The organism is Paenibacillus sp. PastM-3, assembly GCF_029893965.1.
Taxonomy (GTDB): Bacteria; Bacillota; Bacilli; order Paenibacillales; family Paenibacillaceae; genus Paenibacillus_AQ.
Map to the genome: position 1 here is coordinate 81,537 of NZ_JARXXP010000005.1, position 19,523 is coordinate 101,059.

The window sequence follows — 19,523 nt, forward strand, 5'->3', positions numbered from 1 at the left end:
CCCCCTTTCAAAACGTTAAAAAATAATGGCCAATCTCGCGCTGGCGACTTTGGCATACGGCACAACATGTTCTTTTTTGCCCGCGGAGATGAGCAGTTCCTCATTCTCGAACGAGACCAAACGGCCCTCGAATTCCTTAAGGCCCTGAATCGGCTCATAAACCGTTACATATACGTCCTTGCCTACAGCTTTGGCTACATCCGCTGCTTTTTTGAGCGGGCGTTCAGCTCCCGGAGAGGAAACCTCCAGGAAATAGGCCTCGGGGATCGGATCATTCTCATCCAGCTTTGAACTGAAATATTCGCTGATCATGCCGCAGTCATCGATGTCGATGCCGCCTTCTTTATCTACGAATATGCGCAAAAACCAGTTGGAACCTTCCTTCACGTATTCAACGTCCACCAGTTCGAAACCATTGTCCTCAAGATAGGACCCGAGCATCTGCTCTACCGTTTGTTTGATTTTGGATTTGGATGTGCTCAAAAGAAAATTACCTCCACGAACTTGTCTTTTGCTATATACCAAAGATAAAGAGTGGGTTTCCCCACTCTTTACACAACGGACTTATCTCATTATTACCAAGAAAAATTATACCATAGTGCATCTGCACTGACAAGTACCAGCCCTTGACTGCCTGTCCGGCAAGGCTTTGCGGGGCTGATATTCCGGGGGTCCACGCAAAGTTTCAGGTGATTCTTCGGAGCCATCGCTTCACTTTGCGGGGTATTCTTAGAACAGTGACAGCTGGTTGCTCTCCGGAAGTCCGCGGAAGCAGCCCATCCCGGTTAGCAGCTCGATAACCGTCTTACTCGCTTTGGATTTCTGCTGGAAATCCTCAATCGACAGGAACTCGCCGGCATCCTTGGCTGCAGCAATATTGATGGCCGCATTCTCACCGATTCCCGCAAGCGCGGAGAACGGCGGAATCAGGCTGGTGCCGTCAACGGTAAAGCGGTTCGCATCGGAACGGTACAGATCGATGTTCTTGAAGGTGAACCCGCGCGCCGTCATCTCCAGCGCCATCTCCAGTACCGGCAGCATCGCTTTTTCCTTAGGCAGCGCCTGGAAGCCCTTGGCTTCGATCTCGCCGATCTGGCGGTTGATCGCTTCATAGCCCTGGCAGCAGAGCTCGATGTCAAAGTCAGCCGCACGTACCGAGAAGTAGGTCGCATAATATTCAATCGGATGATACAGCTTGAAGTAGGCGGTCCGCACTGCAGAGATTACATACGCAGCGGCATGCGCCTTAGGGAACATATACTGGATCTTCAGACAGGAATCAATGTACCACTGCGGCACTTTGCATTTCTTCATCTCTTCAATCCATTCGGGAGGCAGCCCTTTTCCTTTACGCACGCTTTCCGTGATTTTAAAGGCCAGGCTGGCATCCATACCCGCCTTATAGATCAGATAGAGCATAATATCGTCACGACAGCCGATTACGGTCTTAATGTTGCAGGTATTGTTTTTGATCAGTTCCTGTGCGTTGCCCAGCCATACGCCGGTACCGTGGGACAGTCCTGATATCTGCAGCAAGTCGGCAAAGCTGGACGGCTTCGATTCGATCAGCATCTGGCGCACGAATTTGGTTCCCATTTCCGGTACACCGTAGGTGGCCACAGGGGTGCGGATCTGTTCGGGCCGCACACCTAACGCCTCGGTAGAGTTAAACATGCTCATAACCTTCGGGTCATTCATCGGAATGGTCGTCGGATCGACGCCGGTCAGATCCTGCAGCATACGCATCATGGTCGGATCATCATGGCCCAGAATATCAAGCTTCAGCAGGTTGGCGTCAAAGGCGTGATAGTCAAAATGGGTTGTCTTCCATTCGGCTGTCACATCATCCGCAGGGAACTGGACCGGTGTAATATCCTCGATCTCCATATAATCCGGCAGAACGACGATACCGCCGGGATGCTGTCCGGTGCTGCGCTTAACGCCAGTGCAGCCGGCAGCCAGACGGTTAAGCTCGGCCCCCCGCCAGCGCTTCTGGTGATGCTCCTCATATTTCTTGGTGAAGCCGAAGGCTGTCTTCTCCGCTACCGTGCCAATCGTTCCTGCACGGAATACGTTATCCGGGCCGAACATCGTCTTGGTAAAGTTATGGGCATTGGGCTGGTACTCCCCGGAGAAGTTAAGGTCGATATCGGGAACCTTGTCCCCTTTGAAGCCCAGGAAGGTCTCAAACGGAATATCCTGACCCTCTCCCTTCAGCCTGCCGCCGCAGTCCGGGCAGGCTTTATCCGGAAGGTCAAAACCGCTCGGCACGCTGCCGTCCAGGAACCATTCGCTGTGCTTGCATTCGGGATTCAGGCAAATATAATGCGCCGGCAGCGGGTTAACCTCGGAGATGCCGAGGAAAGTTGCAACTACAGACGAGCCGACCGAGCCGCGGGAACCCACGAGGTATCCGTCCTGATTCGACTTTTTAACAAGCCGCTCCGAAATCAGATAGTTGGCCGAGAAGCCGTATTTGATAATCGGCGCAAGCTCTTTTTCCAGACGGGCCACCACGACTTCAGGGAGATCCTCACCGTAAATGGACTTGGCCGTGTTATAGCAGGTGCTGCGGATTTCATCGTCCGCCCCTTCAATATTCGGCGTAAAGAGTTCGCTGGGAAACAGATCATATTCCTCGAACCGGTCTGCAAGCGCTACGGTGTTGGTGACAACCACCTCCATCGCTTTTTCCGCACCCAGGAATTCGAACTCCGCCAGCATTTCATCCGTTGTCCGGAAATGGGCATCCGGCTTAACCTGATCCTTCAGCGGACTGAACCCGGTAATTCCGTGGATCGTGATGTCACGGAACAGCTTTTGGCGCGGCTCCAGATAATGTACATTGCCAGTGGCAATAACCGGCTTGTTCATCTGTTCGCCGATTTCGCAGATTTTGCGCACAACATCCCTTAAATCCTCAGCCGTTGCCACAAAACCTTTATCCACAAGATGCATATACATCGTCAGCGGCTGAATTTCCAGAACATCATAGAACTGGGCGACCTCCATCGCTTCCTCAACCGTCTTGTTAAGCACTGTCTCAAAGAATTCCCCGCGCTCACAGCCGGAAATAACGATCAGCCCGTCGCGGTGCTCCTCAAGCTTCGATTTCGGGATGCAAGGCACGCGCTTGAAGTACTCCGTATGGCTCATAGAGATCAGCTTATACAGGTTCTTTTTGCCGGTAGGATTAAGAGCATAGATTCCACAGTGGAATGGCCGGACATTGGACAGATCATTACCTACATAATCGTTCAGCCGCTCCAGCCGGGTCAGGTTCTTCAGCTTCTCGGCATCATTCAGAAGGCCGGTCAAAATGCCGCCGAGCGCAATGGTATCATCAATCGCCCGGTGATGGCTTTCCAGCAGCACTTTATATTTATCCGCAAGTGTATTCAAACGGTGGTTCTTCATGCTCGGAAACAGCAGTCGTGCCAGCTCCAGCGTATCCAGTGACGGATTTGGCAGCTGCGGCTGGCCCAGCTTCAGCAGAGAGGCCTGAATAAAGCCCATATCAAACCGCGCATTATGGGCGACCAGAACCGCATCGCCTATGAATTCAACAAATTCCTTCAGGACCGGTTCAAGATCAGGCGCATCCTTGACCATTTCATCGGTAATGTTGGTCAGCTGCTGGATATGGTACGGAATTTTTTCGTGCGGATTAACAAAGGTTGTGTAACGGCCGATTTCCTTGCCCTCGCACATTTTAATGGCGGCAAGCTCGGTAATATTATTGCGGGTGATGGACAAACCGGTGGTCTCGATATCAAACACGACATAGGTGGCTGTCTTGAGATCCATAGGCTGCGGATTTTCCACAATATTTACGGCATCGTTGACAACGTTGGCTTCCACACCGTAGAGCATTTTGATTTTGTGCTTATGGACAGCATGGTTGGCTTCCGGAAAACTCTGCACGTTCCCGTGGTCGGTGACTGCAATGGCCGGATGACCCCACTTGGCGGCCGTTTTGATGTATTCACCGATCGGTGTAACAGCATCCATTGTGCTCATGGTCGTGTGCAGGTGGAACTCCACCCTTTTCTGCTTGGCATTATCTTTGCGGGCAGGCGGTGCGTTTACCTCGGACAGGTCCGATGGAATCATTACCAGCTCAGGGATCTGCATGAACCGGTCGTACTCGACCTTACCGCGCGCTCTAACCCACTTGCCGTTGGCCAGCTGGCTCATAATTTTCAGATCTTCCTTGGTCTTGGCGAACATTTTCATTTGCAGCGAATCGGTGAAGTCAGTTATGCAGAAGGTGAACAGCGTATTGCCGTTGCGCAGCTCCTTGCTCTCCAGCCCAAAAATCGTCCCTTGAATGGTAATTTTCTTCTCTTCATCCTGGATTTGCAGAATCGGTGTTGCCTGCTCCTTGATTTCATAGCCTACCTGGAGCTTGATCACTTCATTCGGATCAACTTCTTCCTCCGGCTCCTCCGGTTCGCTGCTGGTCATCATCATCATTTCCACGAGTTCACGCTGCTCCTGCTGCAGCTTCTGCTGGAATTCCTCATAAGCATCTGCTTTACTGGTTTCATTCTCAGCTATCTGCAGCTTAACTTTCAGCGGAAATCCGAAATATTTATCATAAAATTTAATAATGGCGGCTTCAATTCCCTTTTTGCGGGCAAGCTCCAGTGACATCTTGTCATTCAGGCTGAGGACAAGCGTGCTATCCTGCAGCTCCTGTGCAGACCGGGTCAGCCAGCCGTTAACCGACGGAATCTCCCGCTGCACCCACTCAATGAACAGCCCCCAGTACTCCTGTACAAGCTCCTGTCTGCCAACCTTATTTTCATCATATAAAAACAGGAAGCTGACTTTGGCGATATGCTGCAGCTTCTCACGCATTCTCAAACAAAAGGTCCGGTACGCCTGTGCCGGAACGAGACTATCCTTGGCGATGACAATATGCCAGTCCTTATTGCCCCGGCTGATTTCTACCCGCTCAATCTGTCCGTCCATGAAATAGGAATCAATCAGCGCAGGCGGAATCTCCCCCTGCTTCATCAGAAGCTCGAACCTTCTTCTTCTCTCCGCGTTCTGTTCCATGCTTCCCCCACCCACTTACACAAGATAAATTGTAAAAAGCTTCCGGGTCGACAAAGTGTTGGGTTCTTTCGGCCCGCCGACTCCTCTCGCCAGAAGCTGCATTCAGATACTGTCTATTATAATCGATTGTTGTTTAATAAGCTTTGGCAAAAACAACCGTATGCTTGGCCGGCTTGCCGCAACAGATGCAGGCAGTCTTCTGCTCTGCCGGATTAAACGGAATATTGCGGCTGCCCGCTCCCGTTTCTTCTTTGACTTTATCTTCGCACTCTTCGGTTCCGCACCAGCCTGCCAGGGCAAAGCCGCGCTTCTCCTCCATCGAGGCCTTCATTTCTTCCAGGCTATCCACGGAATAGAAGTGGTCTTCGCGGAATTTCAGCGCACGCTCAAACATCTCGTTGTGTACCTGCTCCAGCATGGCCTGCACTTCTTCCACCAGATTATCCTGCTGGATGACTTTCTTTTCGCCGGTAATCCGGGACACCAGCACGCAGACACCGTTTTCCATATCACGCGGGCCCAGCTCCAGACGAACAGGTACACCGCGCATTTCGTATTCGTTGAACTTCCAGCCCGGGGTCAGATCGGCCCGGTCGTCTACACGTACACGCACTCCGGCATCCTTCAGCTGCTTGAACAGCTCGTCCGTCCGGCCAATTACCGCTTCACGGGTCTTAGGCGGTCCGATTGGAATCATAATGACCTGAGTCGGGGCAACCTTAGGCGGCAGCGCCAGTCCGCGGTCATCCCCGTGAACCATGATCAGCGACCCGATCAGGCGGGTTGTAGATCCCCAGGAAGTAGTGTGTACATACTCCAGCGAGTTCTCGCGGCTCAAATACTGAATTTCAAACGCTTCGGCAAACTTGGTTCCGAGATAATGGGAGGTGGCCGCCTGAACAGCCCGTCCATCCTTCATCATCGCTTCAATAGAATAAGTATCCACTGCACCGGCAAAACGCTCCGAAGGCGTCTTCTGGCCGGTAACAACCGGAATCGCCAGGAAGCTCTCTACAAAATCACGGTAGTTCTCCAGCATCCGCATCGTTTCTTCCCGAGCTTCGGTTTCGTTCTCATGTGCCGTATGGCCTTCCTGCCACAGGAACTCTGTGGTCCGGATAAACGGCAGGGTGCGTTTTTCCCAGCGTACTACATTCGCCCACTGGTTGATCAGCACCGGCAGGTCGCGGTATGACTGAATCCATTTGGAATACATGTGCCCGAACATGGTTTCTGAGGTCGGACGGACAGCCAGACGTTCCTCCAGAACATCACCCCCGGCCTCTGTTACCCAAGGCAGCTCGGGATTGAAGCCCTCGATATGATCCTTTTCCTTCTGGAAAAAGCTCTCCGGAATGAACACCGGGAAATAGGCGTTACGGTGACCGGTAGCCTTCAAGCGGCGGTTCATTTCCTCCTGGATATGCTCCCAGATTTCATAGCCCTCCGGTTTGAACACGATACAGCCGCGGACCGGCGAATAATCCATCAGATCCGCTTTTTTGATTACATCGATATACCAGCGCGAGAAATCCTCGCTCTGCGGCGTTATTTCCGTAACGAACTGCTTATCTTTAGCCATGTCTTGAAATCCTCCTAAATTGCCCGGCAAAATAGAGCTTGGCTGCGGAGCCATCCGGCCGCCATTTGCGGGTCCGCCATAAATCAGCTTGGGTTAGATCGAAAATCAGCCTGTAATCAGGCGCAAAATATCATTATAGGTTACAGCAATCATGACCAGGAACAGCAGGGCAAATCCTACAAAATGGACCATACCCTCACGGTTGGGATCGACCGGCTTGCCGCGAAGCGCTTCAACGCCGAGGAACACCAGACGGCTTCCGTCAAGCGCCGGAATCGGCAGCAGGTTAAAGATCCCAAGGTACAGGCTGAGAATCGCCGCCCAGTAGGTGAGATAATCAATGCCCTGCATTGCAATCTGTCCGGTCATTTGGAAAGTGCCTACAGGCCCTGAGACTTCATCCATATTGAAGTTGTTGATCAGCCGCTTAAATCCGGTGAATATCAGTTCGGTTGTGCTTACCATCGCTGTACCCGATTTGCTGATTGTCTCACCGAATCCGGCCTTGCGTGTCTCCACATCCCGGGTTATCCCTACTTTGCCGCCTTCTTCCCCTTCCATAGTCCGGGGAATCATCGTCACTTCGTAGGTCTCACTGCCGCGCTGCAAGACCCAATCCATCTCTTTGCCTTTGGATGCCGAGGTCAGCTCGATCATCTTCATGTAATCTCCGCCGATTTGCTCACCGTTGACGGACACTACGATATCTCCCACCTTCAATCCCGCTTCTTCAGCAGGCATTCCCGCACTGATATCACCGATTCTGACCACGGTAGGATTTTCGATTGGGATGCCGGCCAGCTGCAGATGCAGCGCAAACAGGACGAAAGCCAGAATAAAGTTCATTACCGGACCAGCTACGATGGCCAAAGCGCGCTGTCCGACGGTTTTGCTGCCGAATTGGCGGTCTTTCGGGGCGATCTGGATCTGCTGGCCGCCTTTGATCATCATGGCCTGCGGATGCACGTCATAGGTAGTAACCTCCCCGTCTACATCAAGCCGGATTTTCAGCTCATCCTCCAGGTCAGTAAACTGTGCCTCCCCGCGGATTACGTTTCTGCGGGTGTCCAGTGAGTCGAGGTAGATGTTCTTAACCTTGTTGTCCTGCCCGAGCCTGATAGCAATCATCTGCCCCTGGCCGATCTCTACAATTTCGGGATCCTCGCCGGCCATGCGCGCGTAGCCGCCGAAAGGCAGCAGACGGAGCGTGAACTGGGTTTCACCGCGTCTATAAGAAAACAGTTTCGGGCCGAAACCGATAGCAAATTCGCGTACAAGAATCCCGGCGCGTTTGGCGAAAAAATAATGTCCCCATTCATGGACAGTCACCAGAACAAAAAACATAAGCACCGTTAAAAAAACGACCCTTACCATTTCCATCCGTAACATTCCCCCTTTAGGTGTAAGACCGAAGTATGTCCTCTTAATTTATCATTATTCCAAGGCCCGGCACAAGAGAATCAACAGTCTCAGCCTATTTTTACAGGGTAACGTAAATTCCCCGCCCGCATCAGCCTTTAAACCGTTTCAACGCGGTTATAGCTTAGCGGCAATTTCCCGGGTTACAGCATCACATTGCTCAATCTGCTGCAGATCCGGATTGCCGGCATTTTCATGCCGCTGCAGCACTTCTTCAATAATTTCTTCTATACGTAAAAATGGAATTTCACGGCGCAGGAAGCGGGCAACTGCAACCTCATTGGCTGCGTTATAGGCAGTCGTCGCAGTTCCTCCAGCTTTGCCGCATTCGATGGCCAGCTTTAGCAGCGGGTACCGGACATAATCCATCTCCCGGAAGGTCAGGCGTCCGATTTCAGCCAGCGACAGCCTGGAGGCCGGTGAAGGCCAGCGGTTTGGATAAGTCAGGGCATACTGGATCGGGACGCGCATATCCGGGCTTCCCAGCTGTGCAATAATGCTGCTGTCACAAAACTCCACATAGGAGTGAATGATGCTCTCCGGATGCAGCAGTACATTAATTTTTTCATAAGGCAGGTTGAATAGCCAGTGCGCTTCAATAACCTCAAGACCTTTGTTTACCATCGTAGCTGAGTCAATGGTGATTTTAGCTCCCATGCTCCAGTTCGGATGACGAAGTGCATCTTCTACAGTAACATTTACGAGCTGATCACGGGTGTAATCCCGGAATGAACCACCGGAAGCTGTGATAGTGATACTGGCAATATCCGCACGGTTTTCCCCGTTCAGGCATTGAAAAATAGCAGAGTGCTCACTGTCGACCGGCAGGATCTTCACTCCCTTGCGGTTAGCAAGCTCTGTCACCAGATGGCCGGCTGTGACGAGCGTTTCTTTGTTAGCCAGTCCGATATGGCGGCCGGCTTCAATAGCTGCAAGTGTAGACTGAAGGCCCACACTGCCAACCAGAGCTGTTACAACCGTTTCTGCCTCCCCGCCTGCAGCAATTTCCACCAGACCCTCATTGCCGTAAAAAAGTTCAACACCGGCAGGCAGGCTGGAGCGAATCTCCTCCGCATGCTGCTTCGAAGAGACCGATACACGGCGCGGATTAAAGCGGCCGACCTGCTCAAGCAGAAGCTCCGTATTGCTGCCGGCAGCCAAACCGTCCACAATAAACTGATCGGGATGCATGGCAACCACATCCAGTGTCTGCGTGCCGACGGAACCGGTTGAGCCAAGTATACTTATTCTTTTCACTGTTCAATCTTCTCCCTGTCGTTTGTTAGTAAGGCATAAGCATTACGATATGTACGAAAGGAAATACGATAATCCAGCTGTCGCAGCGGTCAAGAATTCCTCCATGACCAGGCAGCAGCGAGCCTGAATCCTTAATACCGTACACCCGTTTATAGGCAGACTGTACCAGATCTCCAAGCTGACCGAGAACAGCAGCAGACAGACCGATCAGCAGGGCCCGTCCGATAGTCAGCAGATCAGGTGCAAATAATGCGAATAATGCCGAAATGATTACGGAAATAGCTACACCGCCGAGCGCACCTTCAACTGTTTTGTTGGGGCTGATAGCCGGCCAGAGCTTGTTCTTGCCGAAGCTTCTGCCGACAAAATAGGCTCCGGCGTCGCTGCCCCAAATACAGCACAGCAGCAGCAGCGTCCAGAACAGGCCGTGGCCGTCGCCGGCAGCGCGGGCGGTGCCCATATAGGAAAAGCCCATCCCTATGTATACGATTCCGGTAAACAAAAGTGCAGTGAGCTTGATGTCATGTTTATTTTTGCTGAATACCGTAACCAGCAGGAAAACCATCAGTAACAGCCATACTCCCTGTTCCCATGTCAGCCAGGCGGAAGCATCCAGCAATCCCCAGGGGATCATGAAGCAGAGAATTGAAGCATAACCAAGCAGGGCAGTGCCGCTTAACGGAGAGAGCCCTGTCATTTTGACAAATTCATATAACCCGACAAGCGCCATGGCAGTCAGCAGGAGCTGATAGGACCAGCCCCCAATCGCACAAAGGCCCAGAAAAAGCGCTCCGGCCACAATTCCGGTAATGAGTCGTTGCTTCAAAGGTTCCCATCTCCCATCACAGGCTACTTCAATCCGCCATAACGGCGTGTACGGCGCTGATATTCTGCTACAGCCTGCGTCAAATGCGTCTTGTCAAACTCAGGCCAGTAGGCATCCGTAAACCAGAACTCACTGTACGCAACTTGCCAGAGCATAAAATTGCTCAGCCGCATCTCTCCGCTTGTACGGATCAGCAGATCAGGATCAGGCAAGCCGCCGGACAGCAGTCTGCTGTCAATCAGCTCGGAAGTGATCTCCTCGGGAGACAGCCGGCCGGCCTTGATCTCCTTGCCGAGGTCCCGCATACAGTCTTCCAGCTCTTTGCGTCCGCCATAATTCAGCGCGAAATTCAAGACAAGTCCGGTATTGTGCTTTGTCCGCTCAACAGCCTCTTCCATCGCTTTGCGGGTATGGGAAGGCAGGGCTTCACTGTCCCCCATCACACGTACCTGTACGTTTTTTTCAATCAGTTCATCCAGTTCAAGGGCAAGGAATTCCACAGGCAGCTTCATCAGAAAATCGACCTCATCCTTGGGCCGCTTCCAGTTCTCTGTAGAAAAAGCGTACATCGTCAGGAACTCGACTCCCAGATCATTAGCAGCGATGGTAGCACGTTTTACGGCCTTCATCCCGTTTTGATGACCGACAATGCGCGGCAGGCCGCGCCGTTTCGCCCAGCGTCCGTTACCGTCCATAATAATCGCTATATGCCGGGGAATATTGTCAGGTGAGATCTCAGCGGGCTGTTCTTCCTGCCGGTCATTACGGCTGAGCCATGCTTGAATCCGTTTGATCATTTCCGTTTCCTCCAAGCTCTTATCAGAAAGAGACAAACCCCACCATATGCGGAGGGGCCTTGAGGTCTCTTGATTATCATTATACTTCCATAATCTCTTTTTCTTTGGACAAGAGCACCTTATCGACTTCAGCTATGAACTTATCCGTTGATTTCTGAATATCTTCCTGGTGCCCGCGTGACTCATCTTCCGAAATGCCGTTTTTCTCCATCTTTTTGATATCATCGTTGGCATCGCGGCGGATGTTGCGGATCGCCACCTTTGCTTCTTCGCCAAATTTCTTGGTGAATTTCACCAGTTCTGTACGGCGCTCTTCGGTAAGGGGCGGAATGCTGAGACGGATGATTGTACCGTCATTTGCAGGCGTAAGGCCCAGATCTGACTTCATAATCGCCCGTTCAATATCCGCTACCGACGATCTGTCCCATGGCTGGATCAGCAAGGTCCGGGAATCCGGCGTGCTGATGTTGGCCAGCTGGTTAACCGGTGTAGGTGCACCGTAATATTCAACCTGGATCCGGTCCAGGAGCGCTGTAGATGCGCGTCCCGCACGCAGGGTTGCCAGGTCACGCTTCAGGGAAGCAATCGCTTTTTCCATACGTTCTTCGGCATTTTTCTTAACCGTCTGTGGCATTAATCTACACTCCCTTTAACAATCGTTCCGATTCTTTCACCAAGAACGACACGTTTGATATTGCCTTGCTCTGTAATAGCAAACACAATGAGCGGTATATTATTATCCATGCACAGAGAGGAAGCGGTGGAATCCATAACGCCAAGGTTTTTGTTCAGCACATCCATATAGGTAAGCTGCTCAAATTTCTCGGCTGTCGGATCTTTGAACGGATCCGCAGAGTAAACACCGTCTACTTTGTTCTTCGCCATCAGAATAACTTCTGCTTCAATCTCAGCTGCTCTTAGCGCCGCGGTTGTATCGGTCGAGAAGAATGGGTTACCTGTTCCGGCTGCAAAAATAACCACACGGCCCTTCTCCAGATGGCGGATGGCCCGGCGGCGGATGTATGGCTCGGCAATCTGCTGCATGGAAATAGAGGTCTGCACCCGTGTCGGAACGTCGATCTGCTCCAATGCATCCTGCAGGGCAAGCGAGTTCATAACTGTAGCGAGCATTCCCATGTAATCGGCTGTTGCACGGTCGATGCCGCTTGCACTGCCGGCAATGCCGCGCCAGATGTTGCCGCCTCCGCAGACAATGGCTACTTGAACACCAAGCTCAACCACTTCCTTAACCTGCTCGGCAATGGAATTAATTGTCTCCGCATCAATGCCATATCCGTTTTGTCCTGACAATGACTCTCCACTAACCTTAAGAACGACTCTCTTAAATACCGGCTGTCCCAATTGTATACCCTCACTTTCTTACAAAAGACGGAACACTAGGTGTACGTGTTCCGTTCTTTTGATGCTTGCCTTTATTCAATTCAGATGCTGTAATGCAGCTTAATTATTGTTTAACTTGTGCCATTACTTCGTCAACAAAGTTGTCGACTTTCTTCTCAAGACCTTCACCCAGCTCGTAACGAACAAAGCGGCGGATGGAGATGTTTTCGCCGATTGTGCTGATCTTTTCGTTCAGCAGCTGAGCGATTGTTTTGTCCGGATCTTTAACGAATGGCTGCTCAAGCAGGCAGTATTCTTCGTAGAACTTGCTGATGCGGCCTTCAACCATTTTTTCAACGATTTTCTCTGGTTTGCCTTCGTTCAGCGCCTGAGCTTTGAGGATTTCCTTTTCCTTTTCAACAGCTTCAGCCGGAACTTCTTCACGGCGTACGTATTGTGGACTGGCTGCAGCAATCTGCATTGCAATGTCGCGCGCGAATTCTTTAAAGGAATCTGTTTTGCCGACGAAGTCAGTTTCACAGTTGATTTCTACCAGTACGCCGATACGTCCGCCAGCGTGGATGTAGGATTCTACAGTACCTTCAGTAGCGATACGTCCAGCTTTGTTAGCTGCTGCGGAAAGACCTTTTTCGCGGAGCAGTTCAGCGGCTTTGGTGATGTCGCCGTTTGCTTCTTCAAGCGCCTTTTTGCAATCAAGCATACCTGCGCCTGTTCTTTCACGAAGTTCTTTTACGGATTTTGCATCTACTGCCATTGTTATTCCCTCCAGGTAATTGTCGTTTTATTCCATTCAAGGCCATTATCCTAAAAAAAGGGCAGTGAGAGGTTATCCACCTGCCAACCACCCTTTTCATTTAAGTTCTTGTTTATGTCCCGGCTGACTATTAAGCAGTTGTTGTGTCTTCGCCCTGGTGAGCTTCTACAACAGCGTCTGCCATTTTACCAGTCAACAATTTAACGGCGCGGATAGCGTCATCGTTACCTGGGATTACATAGTCGATTTCATCCGGATCGCAGTTTGTATCAACGATAGCTACGATAGGGATACCCAGCTTGCGGGCTTCTGCAACAGCGATACGCTCTTTACGAGGATCGATGATGAACAGCGCGCTTGGCAGGCCCTTCATGTTCTTGATACCGCCCAGGAATTTCTCAAGACGATCTTTCTCTTTGCGGAGAAGGATAACTTCTTTCTTAGGCAGAACCTGGAAGGTACCGTCTTCTTCCCAAGCTTCCAGCTTCTTCAGGCGGTCAATACGCTTCTGGATAGTCTGGAAGTTAGTCAGGGTACCACCCAGCCAACGCTGGTTGATGAAGAACATACCGGAACGCTCAGCTTCTTCCTTAACGGAATCCTGAGCTTGCTTCTTGGTTCCTACGAAGAGGATTGTGCCATTGTCGGCAGCTACACTTTTAACAAAGTTGTAAGCTTCCTCTACTTTTTTAACCGTTTTTTGCAGGTCAATAATGTAAATTCCGTTTCTTTCAGTGAAGATATAACGATCCATCTTAGGGTTCCAGCGACGAGTCTGGTGACCGAAGTGTACCCCAGCTTCGAGAAGCTGTTTCATGGAGATTACTGCCATCTTCACACACCTCCTAGATTTGGTTTATTGTGTGTCTCCTCCGCCATGCGTCATTTTCCTACAAGACTTTCTTCAGAAGAAAGCACCCCTTGTCGAAATCAACCGGCGTGTGTTTTAACACCGTCAATTACTATAACATATTAAAATACGGGATGCAACGATTAGCAGAAAGTTTTATGATTTACTGGCACTTCCTGCGTTATTTCACGGTTATCAGCTTTTCAATAATGGAGTTTACACTCTCACCTTTAATGAAATTGTAGCTGCCGGATTGAATTTTGGTATTAATCTTCCGGCTGATCGCTGTCTCCAGAAATCCGGCCTGATCGGTAATAACTCCGGCGTTAGCGAGCAGTTGTGCGGTTTGTGTGAGCGTGCTCCCGGCAGGAACCCGAACGGCAATAATGCCTGCTGTTGCAGCCTGCGGGCTGGCCGGAGCCGCAGGTGCTTCAGCCGCCCCGCTGCTCGGGGCCGGCTGGGACGGTGCGGCCGGAGTGCTGGGCTCGGCAGCCGCACTCGGCTGAACCGCAGCGGCAGGTGTAGCTGCTGGAGTTGATGTAGGCGCTGGTGTAGCAGCGCCTGGTGTCGCTGCGGCGCCGTTCTCGCCCTCAGCCGCAGGCTCTGTCATGTCCGGCTCTACAGTGGCCTGCGGCTCGGCAGCCGGATCCGTAACGGTCAGATTTAGCAGCGCAGCCTGTCTGACAAGCTCTTCCCGGGTCAGCGGCGCTGCGCCTCCCGAGAGCATCAGCTGCAGAAGCAGCGCGCCTGCGATCAGACCGGTTCCGAGACCGAGCATGAACGAACGGTTCTTGATCATACCGATTCCTCCTGCTTGGCCAGCTGAAGAATAAGCTGGACTTCTCCACGCTGCAGGCCGGCCGTTTTGGCGATGGAGTCGATGGATTTGCCCTGCTCATGCAGCTCAAACAGCCGCGGATAGCGCAGCTTAATCGAGCTGACCGGCTTCGGCTTGGGTGCTGGAGCAGACTCCGCACCTCCGGAAGCAACGTCTGCCGGCTGCCTGGCTGGATTGTCTTTAGTGAAGGCAGTCAACTGAAGCAGCCCTTTTTCCTCTGCCGTCAGACGAGCATCTAGCAGCATTGTGGTCTTCTCCAGCCCGGCAACCTGCTCACGGAGTACGGCTATCTCTTCCTGCAATGCTGCTTTGGTGCTTTGGGACTGTTGCTTGATGCTGCTGACCAGCTGCAGCATTTCTTCATTTTCGCGTTCCAAGTCTGCCATATAGAGCCCAAGTGCGGCCTCGGTATCTTTCAGGCTCTGCTTTTCTGCCCCTACTTCTTTCCGGCGCGCCGGCAAGATCATGCCATAGACAATAGCTACAGCGCCTACCAGCACAATGTATACCCATGGTTGCAAATGCTTGTTCTCCTTTGCGATTATCTTTGAACAGCTCAGAGACTGAGATCAATTCTGCGCCCTTTATACGGATGCTCTGCATCATGCGGGGTATCCTTGTTCTTCTGGCCCTGACCCGATGAACGATTGCCCTGATCGTTTTCCCGTTCCCCGTCGCCCCGCAGCTTCGTTTCTGAAGATTCATCAACACCGCTCGTACGCTGCGCCTGCTCTGCAGCCTGCTTCACATTCTGTCCGGCCAGCATCTGCTGATCGAGCACAGGACGGTGAAGCAGCTCATTCTGCACTTTCCCTGCATCCGTTGTCCGGGGCAGGGCAATTTGCAATTCAACCGGTTTCAGGCTCATGGCAATCCCCTTTTCACAAACAAAATGTTCATTTTCAGCATAAAGCAATGGCCGGCTGCCTCAGCTGCCCGCCTGTTTAATTATACGGCGCCAAGGTAATATCGCCATCACTATAGTAAAAAACTACCCGCTCCGTCGGATCCTTCACAAATCTCGTATATCTGCCGATTACGATTTTGGAACCGCCATAAACGGTTTTTACAACCACTACTTTGGCTTTGGTGGTATCCTCGAGCATTTTTTCAATTTCCAGCACACGCTCTTTGATCCGTCTCTCATCACGCATATGAGCCTGCTTGGTAGCGTTCAGCTTCACGCGGAGTGCCACTTTGTCCGAAGAAAGCTGTCCGTTGTTAGCCAGCTGATTCAGCAGGTAGAGCGCTTTATCCGTCTTGTCTTCATTATCCAGCAGCTGCCGCAGCTCCTGTCGGAGTTCATTGATCTCGTTGCGCAGCTCGGGAACGACTCCGACCTCAACTGCTGTAGCGGTTGACATCGTATTCCCGATTGTCCGGGCTACCACCTTTTCCCCGGCCTGTACAATTCCGCCAACAATCAGACCCTTGGTGCCATTGCATAATATATCCCTGCCTGCACGGATATTGGAATGCATAATACTCTGAGATACAATGACATCTTCAGCGGCAACCACGTTCCCGTCCTGAATAAAAGACACTTTGACATTTTTACCGGCGCTAACATGACCCTTGTTGTACCCGATAATACCGCCTGTTATTTCTATGGATCCGCCTGCAGTCAGCTCCGCACCTTCAACTCCGCCGACAACCCGGATATCACCTGCGGATTTGACGGAAAATCCTGTCAGCACATTACCTCGGATGACCACTGTACCTACAAAATCAATATTACCTGTGCTGTAATCCACATCGCCGTTAACCTCATATACCGGAAATACATTGATCTTTCCCTTATCTGTAAGTGTAACCAGGCCATCTATAGCCGCATACAATGCCGTTTCACTCTGGTCAAGCAGCACATTTTTACCGACTTTGAACCGGGCTTCTTTGCCGGGTCTAAAAGGAATCTCTTCTCCAGTAACAGTCCGGCCCTTCTGGCCGGGTACAGGGGGGATCGATTTACAAATAAGCTGGCCCTTCAATACATTGTTCAGCCGCACCAGATCCTTGTAATCCACCTTGCCGTCTTCCATTTCCAGCGGCTTGCGGTCTTCGTCAAGATCAATGGCCATAACGATCAGCCCGTCAATGCCGTGAACCGGTTCTTCCCCGATAGCGATTGGCACTCTGCTGAAAAAATATTCTTCAGGGTTGCTGCTGATCCGCCCTACATTGTCGTGCTGAATACCGTAACGAATCTCATGACTGTGAAGGAATCCTTCGAGATCTTCGGCGGAGCAGGAGAAGTTCTCGTCTTTCTTAGAGAACTCCAAGTAGGCAATCCCTTTATCCTCAGAAAACGAAATACTTACGTATTGATTCAAAGCATAATGACCTATCAATTATTGCTCCCCCTTGTCACCGTCGTCCGGTTAATCATTTTGCATGAGCAGGTCGCGGTTTTTCTCAAGTGTCCCCCGCAGACGCAAAATAGCTTTTGAATGAAGCTGCGAAATCCGTGAAGGCGACAATGACATCACCTCGGCAATTTCGCTCAAAGAAAGATCTTCATAATATAAAAGGGACACTACGGTCCGTTCTTTCACCGTTAGTTTTTCGATGCCTTTGGTGAGTGTTTCGCGCAAATAGAATTCATTTACTTTACGGTCCGGATTTTTGGCTTTATCGTCCACCAGTATGGACATCCGTGTTTCCGACTCTTCTTCGCGGATCGGGTCTTCCAGAGAGCAGAGTGACATGACAGCCACATCCTGCAGCATATTTTGAAACTCCGTCTCGGAAATGTTCAGATGCTGGCTCATTTCCTCATCACTGACTGATCTTAAGTATTTCTGCTCCAGCTGCTGATAAGCATCCTCGATTTTTTTTGCTTTTTCACGAACGGATCTTGGAACCCAGTCACTTTGACGCAGTGAGTCAAGAATGGCTCCGCGTACACGCCAGGATGCATACGTCTGGAACTGCAAACCGCGTTTGTAATCGAACTTCTCGATAGCATCTATAAGCCCCATTACACCATTGCTGGCCAAATCATCTTTGGATACATTTTTGGGCAGTCCGACAGCCAGACGGCTGGATACATAATCTACAATATGGAGGTAATTCTCAATCAGCTTTTTTTTGGCTTCAGGATCAGCGTGCTCTTTCCATTGCTCCCACAGCCCGTCTGTTACTGATTGCGAAGCTTTTTGCTCGTTCAATGGCTTTCACCCTTCCCAAAGTTTAGTCAGCGGACACCCTGCGGGCATGAAAACCGTTTCGCCGCAGGCGCTCGCTTATTCTTCTTTCAGGTGACGAACGGCCTTGGCCAATTCTTCAGGATCCTTCATGGAGACCAGTTTGGGCGGCTGCAGCGGGCTAAAACCTTCACTGCTTCCGCTTTCCTCTGGACGCTTCTGTTTCAGCAGATTTATTAATTCCTCATCTTCATCAGGCGTACTCAGATCGAACTTGGCACCCAGTGCTTCATTACCGCCGGCCTGCTCGCCGCTGTAATCACCCGATGCAGATTGTTTAACAATAAAACCCAATACCCATCTCAGGAAGAAAGCAAGCACAAACCACAGAATAAATCCGTAAATCCCGCGAATCAGACTCGTCCCAAGCAAATTGTGGCCGTAATTTGTTAGAAAGGTAAATACAAAACCAACCAGTCCGGACAAAAGGCTAATTAGAATTTTTCCCATCGCTATATTTCCTTGGTGCCTTTTTGGACACTTCGGATATGAAGCACCCCGGTGCTGCAGGCAATTTCAATCGTACGGCCGAAATTCCCGCCCGTATCCTCAGCGATAAGAGGAATATGGAGCGCCTCCAGGGCCAGCTTGCAGGATTCCACGTTACGAGGCCCGATCCTCATGGTGTCATTCCCCCCGGCAAATGCAAACATCTGTGAGCCTCCGGCCATCTTGGCTACGATCCGGTTACGTACCGCCCCCAGTGCCAGCAGGCGGGACAGCAGCTCAGGAACGGCAGTATCTGCAAACTTGGCTATGTTAAGCTGCCCCTCCCGGGCAATCTCTGACGAAGGAAGCATTACGTGCGCCATCCCTGCCAGTCTTTTGCCGGGATCGAACAATGTAAGACCCACACAGGAGCCAAGACCCGTCGTGCGGATCAGACTGTCCTGGCTGCCTACATTAAGATCTGCCATTCCTACTTTAATAATGCTTTGTTCCTCAATCATTATCAAACGGTACTCCTAATGCTTTGAAAATTTTCGGGAATGATTCGGGATCCGGGATAAGGAAAAATTGGCCTTCGATTTCATTTTGCCCTTCCAGGAAGGTTGTATCAATGAGTAGCGCGTCATCACCCATCTGGCCGAACTGCAGCAGCCCGTAGCCAAGAATGGCCCCCGCCATATCCATAGCCAGCGCAGGGACAGTCGGATACATCGACAGTGAAGTGAAATCTGCAAGCGAAGAGAGATAAGAGCCTGCCAGAATGTTGCCGATCTCGCTCAGTGCGGAGAATTCCATCTCCCCAAGCTCCTGATCCGGAAGAATTTCAATTCCTGCGATCCGGTTGAGGAGACTGATCGCCGCATCCGGAGCTAGAATGAAAAAGAGATTGCCCGGCGCTTCCCCTTCAACACGCAGGAACACCGCATAGACCAGCTCTTCCGCTCCGCCCACCTTATCGGTAATTTCCTCAAAGTTCAATAGCTGAACCTTGGGTACTGCCATATCAATCGGCTTATTCAGGAGCTGGGATAACGCGGTGGCTGCGTTGCCGGCTCCAATATTACCGACTTCTTTTAATACATCCATCTTGAAATCCTTGAAGTTCTTAAACAGCTCCATTG

General features: G+C 51.2%; 19 protein-coding genes. All 19 read right to left on the reverse strand.

What is annotated here, in order from left to right; translation table 11 throughout:
- Positions 1-15: 15 nt before the first annotated feature.
- The 19 genes from rimP to M2108_RS10770 all read right to left on the reverse strand — a co-directional run bounded on the left by rimP (position 16) and on the right by M2108_RS10770 (position 19,521).
- Positions 16-483, reverse strand: a complete 468-nt coding sequence (gene rimP / locus M2108_RS10680) for a ribosome maturation factor RimP (protein WP_082707846.1) — start codon at positions 481-483, stop codon at positions 16-18.
- Between the two features lie 246 nt (positions 484-729).
- Positions 730-5,064: a PolC-type DNA polymerase III gene (locus M2108_RS10685; protein WP_277469337.1), complete on the reverse strand. Its 4,335-nt coding sequence runs from the start codon at positions 5,062-5,064 to the stop codon at positions 730-732.
- Between the two features lie 133 nt (positions 5,065-5,197).
- Positions 5,198-6,646 carry a proline--tRNA ligase gene (proS, locus tag M2108_RS10690; protein ID WP_277469338.1) on the reverse strand — a complete coding sequence of 483 codons (1,449 nt, stop codon included), beginning with the start codon at positions 6,644-6,646 and terminating at the stop codon, positions 5,198-5,200.
- A 105-nt stretch (positions 6,647-6,751) separates the two neighbouring features.
- Positions 6,752-8,026, reverse strand: coding sequence for an RIP metalloprotease RseP (rseP, locus tag M2108_RS10695; RefSeq protein ID WP_277469339.1), 1,275 nt, complete (start codon positions 8,024-8,026; stop codon positions 6,752-6,754).
- 156 nt (positions 8,027-8,182) lie between these two features.
- Positions 8,183-9,322, reverse strand: coding sequence for a 1-deoxy-D-xylulose-5-phosphate reductoisomerase (locus M2108_RS10700; RefSeq protein WP_277469340.1), 1,140 nt, complete (start codon positions 9,320-9,322; stop codon positions 8,183-8,185).
- 25 nt (positions 9,323-9,347) lie between these two features.
- Complete coding sequence (locus M2108_RS10705) at positions 9,348-10,148, reverse strand: phosphatidate cytidylyltransferase (RefSeq protein WP_277469341.1); 801 nt, start codon at positions 10,146-10,148, stop codon at positions 9,348-9,350.
- A 23-nt stretch (positions 10,149-10,171) separates the two neighbouring features.
- Positions 10,172-10,945 (reverse strand): isoprenyl transferase, encoded by a 774-nt coding sequence (locus M2108_RS10710; RefSeq protein ID WP_277469342.1) that lies wholly within the window; start codon positions 10,943-10,945, stop codon positions 10,172-10,174.
- A 79-nt stretch (positions 10,946-11,024) separates the two neighbouring features.
- A complete protein-coding gene (gene frr / locus M2108_RS10715; protein WP_039874210.1) occupies positions 11,025-11,579 on the reverse strand; it encodes a ribosome recycling factor in 555 nt (184 codons plus the stop codon).
- Complete coding sequence (gene pyrH / locus M2108_RS10720; protein ID WP_277469343.1) at positions 11,579-12,307, reverse strand: UMP kinase; 729 nt, start codon at positions 12,305-12,307, stop codon at positions 11,579-11,581. Before pyrH ends, frr begins: the two co-directional genes overlap by 1 nt.
- A gap of 103 nt (positions 12,308-12,410) precedes the next feature.
- Positions 12,411-13,061 carry a translation elongation factor Ts gene (gene tsf / locus M2108_RS10725; RefSeq protein ID WP_068723975.1) on the reverse strand — a complete coding sequence of 217 codons (651 nt, stop codon included), beginning with the start codon at positions 13,059-13,061 and terminating at the stop codon, positions 12,411-12,413.
- Positions 13,062-13,191: 130 nt separating this feature from the next.
- The gene (gene rpsB / locus M2108_RS10730; RefSeq protein WP_039874217.1) at positions 13,192-13,893 is read right to left on the reverse strand and encodes a 30S ribosomal protein S2; all 702 of its coding nucleotides are present in this window, start codon (positions 13,891-13,893) and stop codon (positions 13,192-13,194) included.
- A gap of 199 nt (positions 13,894-14,092) precedes the next feature.
- Positions 14,093-14,710 (reverse strand): hypothetical protein, encoded by a 618-nt coding sequence (locus tag M2108_RS10735; RefSeq protein WP_277469344.1) that lies wholly within the window; start codon positions 14,708-14,710, stop codon positions 14,093-14,095.
- Complete coding sequence (locus M2108_RS10740; RefSeq protein ID WP_277469345.1) at positions 14,707-15,270, reverse strand: hypothetical protein; 564 nt, start codon at positions 15,268-15,270, stop codon at positions 14,707-14,709. The genes M2108_RS10735 and M2108_RS10740 overlap by 4 nt, the downstream gene beginning before the upstream one ends.
- A 35-nt stretch (positions 15,271-15,305) precedes the next feature.
- Positions 15,306-15,617: a hypothetical protein gene (locus M2108_RS10745; protein ID WP_277469346.1), complete on the reverse strand. Its 312-nt coding sequence runs from the start codon at positions 15,615-15,617 to the stop codon at positions 15,306-15,308.
- Between the two features lie 76 nt (positions 15,618-15,693).
- A complete protein-coding gene (locus M2108_RS10750; RefSeq protein WP_277469347.1) occupies positions 15,694-17,097 on the reverse strand; it encodes a DUF342 domain-containing protein in 1,404 nt (467 codons plus the stop codon).
- A 30-nt stretch (positions 17,098-17,127) separates the two neighbouring features.
- Positions 17,128-17,916 (reverse strand): FliA/WhiG family RNA polymerase sigma factor, encoded by a 789-nt coding sequence (locus M2108_RS10755; RefSeq protein ID WP_277469348.1) that lies wholly within the window; start codon positions 17,914-17,916, stop codon positions 17,128-17,130.
- Between the two features lie 75 nt (positions 17,917-17,991).
- Entirely contained in the window at positions 17,992-18,402 is a 411-nt protein-coding gene (locus M2108_RS10760; RefSeq protein ID WP_346780553.1) for a hypothetical protein, read from the reverse strand.
- A 2-nt stretch (positions 18,403-18,404) separates the two neighbouring features.
- Positions 18,405-18,902: a chemotaxis protein CheD gene (locus M2108_RS10765; RefSeq protein ID WP_277469349.1), complete on the reverse strand. Its 498-nt coding sequence runs from the start codon at positions 18,900-18,902 to the stop codon at positions 18,405-18,407.
- Positions 18,895-19,521 (reverse strand): chemotaxis protein CheC, encoded by a 627-nt coding sequence (locus M2108_RS10770; RefSeq protein WP_277469350.1) that lies wholly within the window; start codon positions 19,519-19,521, stop codon positions 18,895-18,897. The genes M2108_RS10765 and M2108_RS10770 overlap by 8 nt, the downstream gene beginning before the upstream one ends.
- Between the last annotated feature and the right edge of the window lie 2 nt (positions 19,522-19,523).